General features: G+C 48.9%; 14 protein-coding genes and 1 rRNA gene. 2 read left to right on the forward strand and 13 right to left on the reverse strand.

All coding sequences use genetic code 11. The features are described from left to right. Positions 1–11 precede the first annotated feature (11 nt). The 3 genes from PGRAT_RS27750 to PGRAT_RS27760 form a co-directional block, all read right to left on the reverse strand. Positions 12–1,570, reverse strand: a 16S ribosomal RNA gene (locus tag PGRAT_RS27750). A gap of 382 nt (positions 1,571–1,952) precedes the next feature. Further along, positions 1,953–2,183: a hypothetical protein gene (locus PGRAT_RS27755; RefSeq protein WP_025706563.1), complete on the reverse strand. Its 231-nt coding sequence runs from the start codon at positions 2,181–2,183 to the stop codon at positions 1,953–1,955. A gap of 250 nt (positions 2,184–2,433) precedes the next feature. Next, positions 2,434–3,045, reverse strand: a complete 612-nt coding sequence (locus tag PGRAT_RS27760) for a stage II sporulation protein M (RefSeq protein WP_025706564.1) — start codon at positions 3,043–3,045, stop codon at positions 2,434–2,436. A gap of 107 nt (positions 3,046–3,152) precedes the next feature. On the opposite strand from PGRAT_RS27760, the gene pdaB reads away from it, so the two are divergent. Further along, complete coding sequence (gene pdaB, locus PGRAT_RS27765; RefSeq protein WP_025706565.1) at positions 3,153–3,956, forward strand: polysaccharide deacetylase family sporulation protein PdaB; 804 nt, start codon at positions 3,153–3,155, stop codon at positions 3,954–3,956. Positions 3,957–4,006: 50 nt separating this feature from the next. Here pdaB and PGRAT_RS27770 read toward each other — a convergent pair whose 3' ends face one another. Together PGRAT_RS27770 and PGRAT_RS27775 are read right to left on the reverse strand one after the other, a co-directional pair. Then, positions 4,007–4,828 (reverse strand): PPK2 family polyphosphate kinase, encoded by an 822-nt coding sequence (locus PGRAT_RS27770; protein ID WP_025706566.1) that lies wholly within the window; start codon positions 4,826–4,828, stop codon positions 4,007–4,009. A gap of 173 nt (positions 4,829–5,001) precedes the next feature. Continuing rightward, complete coding sequence (locus PGRAT_RS27775; protein ID WP_420329526.1) at positions 5,002–5,610, reverse strand: KinB-signaling pathway activation protein; 609 nt, start codon at positions 5,608–5,610, stop codon at positions 5,002–5,004. A gap of 110 nt (positions 5,611–5,720) precedes the next feature. Between PGRAT_RS27775 and gerD the strand changes: the two genes are divergently transcribed. After that, on the forward strand, positions 5,721–6,404 hold the full coding sequence (gene gerD, locus PGRAT_RS27780; protein WP_025706568.1) for a spore germination lipoprotein GerD: 684 nt from the start codon (positions 5,721–5,723) through the stop codon (positions 6,402–6,404). A 46-nt stretch (positions 6,405–6,450) separates the two neighbouring features. On the opposite strand, the gene PGRAT_RS27785 is transcribed toward gerD, so the two are convergent. From PGRAT_RS27785 to rplQ, 8 genes are all read right to left on the reverse strand, one after another. Then, positions 6,451–7,560, reverse strand: coding sequence for an Mrp/NBP35 family ATP-binding protein (locus tag PGRAT_RS27785; RefSeq protein ID WP_025706569.1), 1,110 nt, complete (start codon positions 7,558–7,560; stop codon positions 6,451–6,453). Positions 7,561–7,651: 91 nt separating this feature from the next. Beyond that, a complete protein-coding gene (cwlD, locus tag PGRAT_RS27790; protein WP_025706570.1) occupies positions 7,652–8,398 on the reverse strand; it encodes an N-acetylmuramoyl-L-alanine amidase CwlD in 747 nt (248 codons plus the stop codon). A 72-nt stretch (positions 8,399–8,470) separates the two neighbouring features. After that, positions 8,471–9,646, reverse strand: a complete 1,176-nt coding sequence (gene sat / locus PGRAT_RS27795) for a sulfate adenylyltransferase (protein WP_025706571.1) — start codon at positions 9,644–9,646, stop codon at positions 8,471–8,473. Between the two features lie 39 nt (positions 9,647–9,685). After that, entirely contained in the window at positions 9,686–10,378 is a 693-nt protein-coding gene (locus tag PGRAT_RS27800; RefSeq protein WP_025706573.1) for a phosphoadenylyl-sulfate reductase, read from the reverse strand. A gap of 357 nt (positions 10,379–10,735) precedes the next feature. Then, the gene (rpsI, locus tag PGRAT_RS27805) at positions 10,736–11,128 is read right to left on the reverse strand and encodes a 30S ribosomal protein S9 (RefSeq protein ID WP_025706574.1); all 393 of its coding nucleotides are present in this window, start codon (positions 11,126–11,128) and stop codon (positions 10,736–10,738) included. Between the two features lie 20 nt (positions 11,129–11,148). Next, positions 11,149–11,586: a 50S ribosomal protein L13 gene (gene rplM, locus PGRAT_RS27810; protein ID WP_020427049.1), complete on the reverse strand. Its 438-nt coding sequence runs from the start codon at positions 11,584–11,586 to the stop codon at positions 11,149–11,151. A 232-nt stretch (positions 11,587–11,818) separates the two neighbouring features. Then, on the reverse strand, positions 11,819–12,598 hold the full coding sequence (gene truA, locus PGRAT_RS27815; protein WP_025706575.1) for a tRNA pseudouridine(38-40) synthase TruA: 780 nt from the start codon (positions 12,596–12,598) through the stop codon (positions 11,819–11,821). 218 nt (positions 12,599–12,816) lie between these two features. Next, positions 12,817–13,182, reverse strand: a complete 366-nt coding sequence (gene rplQ, locus PGRAT_RS27820; RefSeq protein ID WP_020427051.1) for a 50S ribosomal protein L17 — start codon at positions 13,180–13,182, stop codon at positions 12,817–12,819. Positions 13,183–13,208 lie beyond the last annotated feature (26 nt).

Raw genomic sequence — 13,208 nt, forward strand, 5'->3', positions numbered from 1 at the left:
ATTCTCCATAGAAAGGAGGTGATCCAGCCGCACCTTCCGATACGGCTACCTTGTTACGACTTCACCCCAATCATCTACCCCACCTTCGGCGGCTGGCCCCCTTGCGGGTTACCCCACCGACTTCGGGTGTTGTAAACTCTCGTGGTGTGACGGGCGGTGTGTACAAGACCCGGGAACGTATTCACCGCGGCATGCTGATCCGCGATTACTAGCAATTCCGACTTCATGCAGGCGAGTTGCAGCCTGCAATCCGAACTGAGACCGGCTTTGCTGGGATTGGCTCCACCTCGCGGCTTCGCTTCCCGTTGTACCGGCCATTGTAGTACGTGTGTAGCCCAGGTCATAAGGGGCATGATGATTTGACGTCATCCCCACCTTCCTCCGGTTTGTCACCGGCAGTCACTCTAGAGTGCCCAGCCTTACCTGCTGGCAACTAAAGTCAAGGGTTGCGCTCGTTGCGGGACTTAACCCAACATCTCACGACACGAGCTGACGACAACCATGCACCACCTGTCTCAACTTTCCCCGAAGGGCACCTAATGCATCTCTGCTTCGTTAGTTGGATGTCAAGACCTGGTAAGGTTCTTCGCGTTGCTTCGAATTAAACCACATACTCCACTGCTTGTGCGGGTCCCCGTCAATTCCTTTGAGTTTCAGTCTTGCGACCGTACTCCCCAGGCGGAGTGCTTACTGTGTTAACTTCGGCACCAAGGGTATCGAAACCCCTAACACCTAGCACTCATCGTTTACGGCGTGGACTACCAGGGTATCTAATCCTGTTTGCTCCCCACGCTTTCGCGCCTCAGCGTCAGTTACAGCCCAGAAAGTCGCCTTCGCCACTGGTGTTCCTCCACATCTCTACGCATTTCACCGCTACACGTGGAATTCCACTTTCCTCTTCTGTACTCAAGCCACCCAGTTTCCAGTGCGACCCCAGGTTGAGCCCAAGGTTTAAACACCAGACTTAAATAGCCGCCTGCGCGCGCTTTACGCCCAATAATTCCGGACAACGCTTGCCCCCTACGTATTACCGCGGCTGCTGGCACGTAGTTAGCCGGGGCTTTCTTCTCAGGTACCGTCACTCCGGCAGCAGTTACTCTACCGGACGTTCTTCCCTGGCAACAGAGCTTTACGATCCGAAAACCTTCATCACTCACGCGGCGTTGCTCCGTCAGGCTTTCGCCCATTGCGGAAGATTCCCTACTGCTGCCTCCCGTAGGAGTCTGGGCCGTGTCTCAGTCCCAGTGTGGCCGTTCACCCTCTCAGGTCGGCTACGCATCGTCGCCTTGGTAGGCCGTTACCCCACCAACTAGCTAATGCGCCGCAGGCCCATCCTCTAGCAGCAGATTGCTCCGCCTTTCATCCCTAGCCCAGGGGGGCCAGGGAATTATCCGGTATTAGCTACCGTTTCCGGTAGTTATCCCAGTCTAGAGGGTAGGTTGCCTACGTGTTACTCACCCGTCCGCCGCTAACCTACTGGAGTGCAAGCACTCCAGTAAATCCGCTCGACTTGCATGTATTAGGCACGCCGCCAGCGTTCGTCCTGAGCCAGGATCAAACTCTCCAAATAGGTTTTTTCGAGCGGTTACTTCACCCGAATTACTCCGAGAAAATAACCATCCGAAAAAGATATTGAAAAGAGCGATTGCTCATTTTGAAACATCTGACGAGAATAAAATATTCTCTAATTTGGATCTCACTTGCGTGAAATCCCACTCACTCGTTGTTCAGTTTTCAAAGATCAATGTCTTTTTTACTTCATCGTTGCTTGTCAGCAGCGACCTTTATAATATATCACAGCGCCTATGCATTTGGCAAGTACTTTTTTAAAAAAAGATTTTTTCATCTTTACCTGCCATTTGCTGCTCTCCAAAACATTGAAAAGGAGCGCGAGATATAATGTATCACAGCGGCTCCCTTTTAGTCAACCTATTTAATTAAAATCAAATGTTCTAATGTTTAGATTGGGAATAGCGTCCTCCCCATGCATATTTGGACAGCTCCTTCTGCGGGGCAAACCGCGCGTACATCCGAAACACAGTCTTATATCGGTTGGCAATAGCATGCCTGATATTTTGGTCCAAGCGTTGATCACTTAAATCAAGGAGCATTTCATCAAGCTCTTTACGCAAAACATAGTCCAGCTCCTTGCATTCCTTCTCGTTGAACAACATTCCCAACATATGCTTGGCCTCCTTCATGAAATTAAATCCAACAAAATCCGTAAGCGCCGTTGCTTGTGCATAGAAGATAGTCCATGGGATGGGAAGAGGGGGTTATATATCCACTTACACTAGATTAACCGGAGCATCGTATCTGTAACCATAATTATTAAAAAATTCCTTATGGCTTCCTCCGAATCCACGCGTGCATTCCTTCCCGGCAAAACTCAAAATCGAATGCCTTTAATGTTATGCTCATTTCTGTGAAATTTTATGATAAAAGTGAGAATGTAATTGTGCTCTCAATAATGGCTGCCACGAATAATAGTATCACTATCCATATGGAGGCTCTTATGGTTTGGCGCATAAAGGCCGGCCACGCACCGCTTCTCTTTTCTCTTGCAGCAGCTGAACTGAACAGATCGGAGATTACATTCCAGCCAAACTGTAAGCCAAATGCGCAGGCAATGATGATGGCAGGAATTTCAATAATGCCGTGGGGGAGAAGGCCTTTAACGATAAGGTCAAACAAATTCATGCCTTGAATGGCCGAAATATGAATCAGGTAGCCGATTACGCCACCATTAATCAATAAGAACAATGCGGGCAGTATGCCAAAAATAGCGCCCAAAAAGATGATGAGCACGCCTTTGATGCTGTTGTTCATAAAAATAAACTGAAAAAAACTCCACTGCGGATGTGCGGACTCCTTAAGGCTGCCGCTGATTTTACTTAAACCCTCCAACTGCCCGGATAGCAGCGTTTGCAGGCTGCCGGTGCCAATCCAGCCCATCACTCCTCCCGCCACAAATAATAAAAGTGCGAGCAGTAAGGCTTTGCGGATGGTAGATAAATCTCTGGCGAAAGCGGGGAAAGACAGCATAATTACCTCCTGAAAGTATGTTGGACATATATAAGGTCATAAGCGCCCTGTACGAGCATACATTTAGAACAAACAAGCATTTCGCATGGGAGAGGAGCGCTGACATTATGAATTCTTTTTATGTATTCAGCGGCAAAAAGATAAAACGGTTCATTTATATCTTTGCCGCTGCGCTTCTTGCTGCCGGTGTCGTCTATGTCGAGAGAGGCAATATTACCGTTTTTTCGGAAACGGCCCCTTCCGCCATATACAGTGTGCCGACGGAAAAGAAGCTCATCGCCTTAACGTTTGACATCAGCTGGGGAGAGAAACGGCCTGGACCGATTCTGAAGGTGCTCGAAGATAAAAAGGTAGATAAAGCGACCTTCTTCCTCTCATCCCCCTGGAGCAAGACACATCCCGAAATCGTTACAAGCATTAAAGACGCTGGCTACGAAATCGGCAGCCACGGCCACAAGCACGTGAACTACAGTGCCTTAAGCAATGAAGAAATAAAAACCCAAATCACTACTGCACATACTGTGCTGACTGAGCTGACCGGGAAAGAGCCAAATTTGATCCGGATGCCGAATGGGGATTTTGACAAACGGGTACTTCAGGTGGCAACCGACCTGGGCTACAAGGTTATTCAGTGGGATACTGACTCGCTGGATTGGAAAAACATCGGCGTGGACAATATCGTCAAACGAGTAACCAGCAAGGCGCATCCTGGTGATATTGTGCTTTTGCATGCCAGCGATTCCTGCAAGCAGACCCACGAGGCCCTTCCTCAGATTATTGATAATCTGCGCAGCCAAGGGTATGAATTTGTCACGGTCTCCGAACTAATCAGCCAGGGCAGTGCTGACGGCAAAGAAGTCCGGGATTCCGCCATGCTAAATGATGGCTTGGAGGATGCCGCCGGGATGTAAAAATCAGGGTGGTATCGCAGTGCTCCTGGTGCAGGTGGGGCCAACAGTTTTTAATGTCTTGGAGAGATGAGCTTCGAAATATCGGGTGTGGGGGTATCCAGTTTCGGGTAGCTCAGGTCCAACCCCTCCAGGGTTTTGACAACAATGGCTAAAGCCAGGTAATTGCGGTACCACCGGTGATTGGCCGGAATCCAATACCAGGGTGCTGTATCAATACTGGTTTCCTTGAAAACATCATCATAGGCTGCCTGATAATCATCCCAATATTGCCGCTCCTGCAGATCACTTGCATCAAATTTCCAATGTTTGGCCGGGTCCTGCAGCCGTTCCTGAATCTTTTCAAGCTGCTTATCTTTGGAAATATGCAAAAAGAGCTTGATGATGGTTGTGCCTTCTTCGGCCAGCATAGCTTCAAATTCGCGGATGTAGCGGAAACGGCGCTTCATTTCTTCTTTTTTCAAATTTCCATGCACACGCGGCACCAGAACATCCTCATAATGCGACCGGTTGAATGCAGCGATGTATCCCTTGGGCGGCGTCTTCATATGCACTCTCCACAGAAAGTCATGAGCCTCTTCCTCCAGGGAAGGTTTCTTGAAGCTGGTGACCATGAACCCTTGAGGATTAATGCCGGAGAAAATGTGCTTGACCGTGCCATCCTTTCCGCTGGAGTCCATTCCTTGAAGAATGACTAGCAGGGAATGCTTTTTCTGGGCGAAAAGGATATCCTGCAGTTCAGCAAGACGCTCTTTGAGCTTTGCCGTTTTGGCTTCGGCCTCTTCTTTAGATTTGAAGTCCCCGCTCTCGTCGGGATCGAGTTTCTTCAGGACAGATTCATTTGTGTCTTTTATCATATAGCGCTTGATGTTCATATATTCCCTCCTAGTCGTCTCAAACTTTTCAGTTATGTAAGCTGTTCTTAAAGATTAACCTGCTGCTGCCGGTTTTAATCGGATCAAGCTGAAACGCCAACGCCGGCATACTTGTTTTTTCAACAAAACCCCGACTCTCTCATGAACTGAGGACCGGGGTTATTTGCTGCAGCTTATGCGGATATCGGCTTTAAGATACGGTGGAGCATCAGAATTTGGAATGCATTGCAGGCAATCAGCGGAATCACAATAAATACAGTGGCACTGTCCACCCCAATCTGAAGTACACCAATGATCTCAACGATGGTGATGGCTGTCATAAAGAAAAATGTCGGAATCCAGGCCGAGAGGTTCGTGCTCCGCACTTTAAAATAAGCAACAATAAGAGCAGTAAGCAAAATGCCGGTGCCTAAAAGCCAATCGGAGGATACATTTCGTCCACTCCCTATAAATGTGCGCAGAAAAATCAGTTCAAGCAATGCAAGTACGGACAGGCCTACCTGAACATATTGCCAGACCCTCCGCGGAAACACCCCTATACCCGTGTAGTTCAGAATAAGGTACGCAAAAAATCCCAGTTGGGCGTAAACGCTCACAAGCATGCCGTAGCCAAGAAGAATCAAGGGATAGATCAGAGTATCGGCTGTGCTTTTGAAATGAATTGCGCCGTTTACAGTCTGCAGTGCCAATCCGGCAATGACTGCCCCACCAGCCCCGATCAAGAGCGTCGTCCAGAATAAAAAAAACCATTTCTTTATATTCAGCCTGTTCACCTCCCACATGTCAGATTTATTTTACCAAGCTTACCGCCAAAAAACCATTGCCAGGCAACATAAAAGCTTGCCTCTGCGGCATACTACATGCAGGAATCCCATAAAGGAGGGCAGCGCCAATGAAGTGGAGGACTTTGTGGACTGGAAGCTTGGTGCTTAGCATGGTTATAGCCTTAACGGCATGCGGAAGCGAACAGAGCAGTTCCTCTTCCGGACAAGTCAGTTACAAGGAAATGAAGACCATGGTTGTAGATATATTGAAAAGTGAAGAAGGAAAAAAAGCGGTCGAGGAAGCTCTGTCCACTCCAAGCTCCGGCTCCGAAGGAGGCAGCACCAGCGGATTAAGCATGAAAATGATGCCGATGCAAACCACTGAGCAAATTCGTGTCGCTGTAAAGGACACAATTACAGCACCGGAGTACCAGAAGGAAATTGAGAAAATCATGACCGATCCGAAGTTCGCGGGTGACTTTGCCAAAGCAGTCAATTCACAAAGCAAAGAGCTTCACCTGCAGCTAATCAAAGATCCGACGTACCAGAAGTCAGTCGCCGAAATCATGAAATCACCTGAAATGATGAAGATGTTCCTTGATCTAACCAAAACCTCGGATTACCGGAAGCAATCCATGACCATCATGCAGGAAGCCATGCAGAATCCTTTGTTCCGTATGGAGGTGCTCGATCTTCTGAAGACTGTAGTACAGGACGAACTGCAGCCTAAGGTAGAAAAAAAGGGCGGGGGTAAAGAAGGACAGGATCAGGGCGGCGACAGTAAACAAGGCGGCGATGATTCAGGCTCCTAAGTTGACAAAAGAGGCCATCCCGGTAAAGGGAACGGCCTCTTTTTAGTTACTGCTCATGGCTGGCGATCAGCTTGTCAGCAATTTCAGCGAACAGCTGCGCCGTTGCGGTCTCCGCCTTGTATACAGACGGTGAGAAGTCCGGCTCGGAAATGTGATTATCCGGTGCACCCAGAGGTATTTGGGCAAGGAGCTCAGTGTGCAGGGTATCCGCCAGTCTCGCTCCTCCTCCCCGGCCAAAGATATAATCTTTCTTTCCACAGGACGAACACTCATAATAAGCCATATTCTCAATGACTCCAAGGACCTCATGGTCGGTCTGCAGAGCCATTGAACCTGCTCTGGCCGCCACAAAGGCTGCTGTCGCATGAGGGGTGGTAACAATAATCTCCTTACTGTGCGGAAGCATCTGATGGACATCTAGCGCCACATCGCCTGTGCCTGGCGGCAGATCGAGCAGCATATAGTCAAGCTCTCCCCAGCCGACATCGCTGAAGAACTGGCGGAGCATTTTGCCTAGCATCGGCCCTCTCCAGATAACCGGGCTATTCTCGCGGATAAAAAAGCCCATGGACATCACTTTTACTCCGAAACGTTCTACAGGAATAATCGTTCCTTCTTCCACAATCGGGCCTTCTTCAATTCCCATCATATCCGGAATGCTGAAGCCGTAGATATCCGCATCAATCAGTCCGACTTTTTTGCCTTTCCGGGCCAGTGCAACCGCCAGATTGACGGTTACAGTAGACTTGCCCACTCCGCCTTTGCCGCTGGCAATCGCGATGAAGTTCACACCTGAGTTTTCATTGATCAGCTCGTGCCCCTCAAGACCCGCTGCGTGCCCTTTGAGCTTCCCGCTTTGTTCCGGCTCCGGCTTGTCCTCCGTGCTCTCTCCGCGAAGGATAGAGCGCTCATAATCCGTAGCATCCCGCAGCCGGATATGAATATTGCCCGCGCCTCCCTCTGTCAGCAGGTCACGAACCTTCTGTTCGAGCTCCATGCGGCTTTTCTCTTCGGTATCCAGGCATACAAGCGATAGGGAGATCCGGTCTTCTTTGACCATGATATCGCGAATCAGCTGTAATTCAATAAGGCTTTTTCCGGATTCCGGGTCAGTAAGCGGCTGCAATAGTTCAAGAATTTGTTCCCTGGTCAGCATGGAAAACACCTCTATTTCCTCTCCGGACGGGTAAGGTTCCGGTATTTTGGATCTATTATAACATTACCCCTCCGCAAAACGTAGTAACGGCCTAAGGCTGCTCCGAGGTGTACCGCAGAATCCCGCGGTAGATGCTGGTGGCCACCTTCCGCTGGTAGACATCGTCTCCAAGCAGCGCCGACTCCTGCGGATGAGAAAGGAAGCCAACCTCTACAAGGACAGCAGGCATTTTCAGAGCTTTCAGCAAGTATACGGTATTTGCAGTCTTGGCTATCCGGTCGGTATTTTCCAGTGTTGCTTTTAACTCAGCCTGCACAAAACCCGCTAACGCTTTGTTACCTGTGTGATTCGGGTAATAGAAGGTCTGGGCACCGCTCCAGCGCCCTGAAGGCACACTGTTCATATGCACACTTACAAACAGATCTGCTCTCTTCTCTTCAATGCTTCTTACCCGTTGCTTCAGGTCTTCTGTTTTCCGTTTGGAATAACCCTTGGTATCCTGCTGGGCCAGGTCATAATCCCCTTCACGGGTCATCACCACTATCGCTCCCGCCTGCTGCAGGTAATCCCGCAAATATAGAGAAACCGAAAGGTTGATATCTTTCTCAATCAAGCCCTCCCGGCTGACCGCTCCTCCGTCAGGGCCCCCATGCCCGGCATCAATGGCAATGACTTTGCCCGACAGCGGCAGACTCCAGTAATTCAGCGTTTTGGCGGTTGGCATATCATAGGCAATAATGCCGATCATCACCGCCAGCAGGACAGCACCCAGCATGCCTTTTTTAATGCTGCTCCACGAGATCCAGACCGAGACTTTCCCCTGCTTTCGGCCAGACATAACAAAGACCCCCTCGTCCCGATAGATTCTACTCATCTATATGGGACAAGAGGGCCAAATAGTACTGGCTATTTAGGATTGGGCGGTGACTTCCACAGACATTCCCTCGATGAGAATTTCTGCTACTTCAGGACGGGTAAACTCCGGAGGCGGACACTTGCCATCCCGCAGAAGCGCTCGAACCTTCGTGCCCGAAAGCGTCAAATGCTGATCCCCCGGATGCGGACAGGTTTTGCTGGAAGCCATATTTCCGCATTTTACACAGAAGAAGCTGTGTTCAAAAAATAGAGGAGTGATTCCCAGCTCTTCGGCCGTGAAATTCGAGAAAATCTCTTGAGCTTCGTAGGTGCCATAATAGTCACCCACACCCGCATGATCGCGGCCGACAATAAAATGGGTGCAGCCGTAATTTTTACGCACCATCGCATGAAAGATCGCTTCCCGTGGCCCGGCATAGCGCATTGCCGCAGGGAACACGCCTAGAAAGGTACGGTTCTGCGGATAATAGTTCTCCAACAGCGCAAGATAACTCTTCATGCGTACATTCGCCGGCACATCGTCAGACTTTGTCTCCCCCACCAACGGATTAAGGAATAACGCATCCACAACCTCCATAGCGCATTTCTGAATGTATTCATGAGCGCGGTGTACCGGATTGCGGGTCTGGAAGCCTACAACGGTTCTCCAGCCTTTGTCAGCAAAGATTTGCCGCGTCTCTGCCGGATCGAAGTAAAACTCTTTGAACTTCTCAGGTGCAGGACGGTTTAGAACAGTAACAGGTCCTCCAACATAGGTTGATGCTCTAGCCAGCAATTTGCTTACACCAGGATGTGCAGGGTCCGTGGTTTTGAACACATTCTGCGCTTCAAACTGCTGATCCACGTGATAGATACTCTCAATATCCAGCAGTCCATAAATAACACCGTCTTCTTCACCGATCAGTGAAACTCTGTCGCCCACGGCAAGCCCGGAGGCCACTTCTTCCTCAACAGACAACGTAACTGGGATACTCCATACCGTGCCGTCTGCAAGACGCATGCTTTTGACAACGGAATGGTAATCTTCTTCATTCAAAAAACCCGTAAGGGGCGAAAACGCACCTACCCCGATTAAATCCAAATCTGATAAAGTCCAGGTATTCACGGGAATTGATTGGTGACCGGAAGCCTGCTGAAGCAGTTCTTCTCTTTGTGCGCCTTCAGCAACACGTCTAATCAGTGTTCCTCCATGAGGAAGTATCGAAGTCATTTATGCGCTCTCTCCTTCTGTGCAATTCAAATTCTGTTCTTATTTATGCAATCCGCATTCTGTTTTATCTGAGCCTGACCATCTGCCCGCACGCGGATCTTCACCCGGCATAACTGCCCGTGTGCATTGTTCGCATCCAATACTCGGAAAATTGCGGTCATGCAGCGGGTTGTAAACGACATTGTTCTCACGGATATAGTTCCAGACATCCTCGGAAGTCCAGCTGGCAATTGGATTAAACTTAACAAGACCGAACTTATTGTCATATTCGACTTTTTTGGCATTGGCGCGGGTTGGTGCCTGGTCACGTCGGATTCCTGTAATCCATGCATCATACTGCGACAGAATACGGGTTAGGGGCTCTACCTTACGGATCGCGCAGCATTGGTTGGGATCGGTATTCCACAATGCCTCGCCGTACTGGACAGCTTGTTCTTCCGGAGTAATCTGCGGTGATACACGGACAAATTCCATACCGTATTTATCAGCCATGACATCTCTAGTTTCATATGTTTCTTTAAAGTGAAAATCCGTATCCAGATAAAAGACGTCTGTTGATGGGCTAACCTTCTGAATCATATCTACGAGTACTACATCTTCGGCACCGAAGCTGCAGGCAAAGGTTATATTAGGAAAGGTCTCTACGGCCCAGCGGATGATTTCTTCCGGTGCTGCATGTTCCAATTCTTCAGCTTTGACTTTAATTAAAGCTTCTTTTTCCAATAAGTTCATTGTTCTATTCCTCCATCCAGGTATCTCACAAAACATTCAATTCCGCTAATTCCAACTAATCTTATATGGAATAGTATAAGGCATTCAGGGCTGAAGTCAATGGTTTTATCCATTTTGGGTGAAAGTTATGGACAGACTTGGAGCACCACCGGTGCCCAGGGGTTTCTGAATAAAAAAGTGCCCCACCGGTAATCCGGCAGGGCCAACGAGGCATGAATGATTATGATACATACTAACTCGGGATATCTGTAGTGTAACGGAGAAATGTTTTTGGAGTATTTTGAAAGATGCCGGTTTTCTTAAAAATAATCAAAAGCCCCTGACCCAAAGGGCCAGAGGCTTGATATCCAAAAGATATTAACGTTTCGAGAACTGAGGCGCACGACGTGCAGCCTTGAGGCCGTATTTCTTACGTTCCTTCATACGTGGGTCACGAGTCAGGAAGCCGGCTTTCTTCAGTGCACCGCGGTATTCAGGATCAACTTTGAGCAATGCACGGGAAATCCCATGACGGATTGCGCCAGCTTGACCCGAAATGCCACCACCATGTGCAAGAACGATTACATCGTAGTTGCCCAGTGTTTCAGTCAGGTTCAAAGGTTGTTTTACGATCATCTTCAATGTTTCCACACCGAAATATTCGTCCATCTCACGTTTGTTAATGACAATGCGTCCTTCACCCGGTACAAGGCGAACACGTGCTACCGAATGTTTACGACGACCTGTCCCATAGTATTGTACTTGTGCCATGAAACTGTCCTCCTCTATTCTTATCCGCGAAGTTCGTAAACTTCAGGTTTTTGTGCTGCATGTGGATGCTCAGCGCCTGCATATACTTTGAGTCTCAGCTTCATGTGATCCCCTTGGCGAGTCTTAGGAATCATGCCGTGTACGGCGGATTCAATGACACGTTCAGGTTTGGTTTTCAGCAGATCCTCAGCAACAGTAACTTTCAAGCCGCCTGGGTGCATCGAGTGACGGTAGTATTTCTTGTTTTGCAATTTCTTACCGGTCAGGTGAATCTTCTCAGCGTTGATAACAATTACGAAATCTCCAGTATCAACATGTGGAGTGAATTGCGGTTTGTGTTTGCCACGGATCAAAGCAGCGGCTTCGCTGGCCAAACGACCAAGTGTTTTGCCTTCGGCATCAATAATGTGCCAATTGCGTTCAACTTCGTTCGGCTTCGCCATATAGGTGGTACGCATGAATGTTTCCTCCTTGTTCTCGTACGAAAATCATCTGTTTCGTATATCTAAGTTCTCATTAAATTACGATTATGTGAGTTAAAAAAAGCTTGGTTTTGGCATTTCCTTGATCGGGGCTGTGGGATAGCCATCAAGAAAACACAACTTTTATATTACAGCATAAACATAACTAGCGCAAGTGATTTCTAAATATTCAATGCATATTTTTCAGAAAAAATAAATGCGATGAACCCTATAGCCCTGCCTCGTCATATTCCACGCTCCACAGTGCCAATCCCTGAGCTACAGCCGTAGGCCCCGCCGCTGCACGGTCACAGGCTGCAAGAATATCTGCAACCGCCTCCGCACGGATTTTGCCTTCACCCACATGTATCAGCGTCCCCATTATTATGCGGACCATATGCTGCAAAAAGCCGCTGCCCGTAATATAGGTATGAATCACTCCCTGGTCTGCAGTCCCGTTCCGGCACATACTATGGTCTATCTCCATATGGGCCTCAAAAATCGTCCGGACATGAGAAGTCTTCGTAGACTTTCTAGACGCGAACGACGTGAAATCATGGGTACCAATGATATGGGCCAAACCTTGCTGCATTGCAGGAATGTCCAGCTTGACCGGATGATGATACTGCCAGCGCCGCTGGAACGGATCCGGGAACCGGTTGCCGCTAATCGTATAACGGTAAGTTTTGCGCTTAGCTCCTCTGCGGGAGTGGAAGTCAAGCGAAACCTCCCGTGCCTCAGTGACTACGATATCCTGCGGCAGCCTGGCATTCAGAGCCAGACACCACCGCTCTAGCGGAATTTTAGAAGCAGTCAGGAAATTGAACGGCTGGCCATAGGCATGCACCCCCGCATCTGTCCGTCCTGAGCCCGTGATCTTAAGCGCCTCGCCGGTTAGATGGAGAATGGCATGTTCCAGATGGTCTTGAATCGTATTGCCCTGAGGCTGGGTCTGAAAGCCATCATAGCGGGTGCCGTCATAATTGACCTTCATCAACAGATTACGCATTCCGTTCTTCCTTTCACCGTTTCCATACTGCAACAGCTGTTCGACATTAAAAAAGAGCCCCGGCGGGAGCTCCTTCTACTCTATACAAGGTGATTCCCGCGGATATTGTACAGCAGGGCTGAAATGCCCCTGCAGCACAATAACGTTAATACTTCTCTGCCCATACTATTATAAGCATGTGCGTTAAGGGGTACATCCGGAAATCATAACTTGTGATCCTACGCGCGGTCTACCAATTCAAGATAAACCATAGGCGCAGCGTCGCCACGGCGAGGTCCCAGCTTCAGGATACGAGTGTATCCGCCTGGACGCTCTGTGTAACGAGGAGCAATATCAGCGAACAATTTCTGGATTGCATCCTGCTCACCATCTACAGTCTCGCGACGAACAAATGCAGCGACTTGACGGCGAGCATGAAGATCGCCTTTTTTCGCTTTAGTGATCAGCTTTTCAGCGATGGAACGGACTTCCTTCGCTTTAGCTTCTGTTGTCTGAATGCGCTCATAAAGAAACAGATCCGTTACCATGTCGCGGAACAACGCTTTGCGCGCACTGGAATCACGGCCCAATTTTTGGTATGCCATTTGTTTTCCCTCCTTTACTCAAGCAA

Origin of the sequence: Paenibacillus graminis (assembly GCF_000758705.1) — a bacterium.
GTDB classification, from domain to species: Bacteria; Bacillota; Bacilli; order Paenibacillales; family Paenibacillaceae; genus Paenibacillus_AQ; species Paenibacillus_AQ graminis.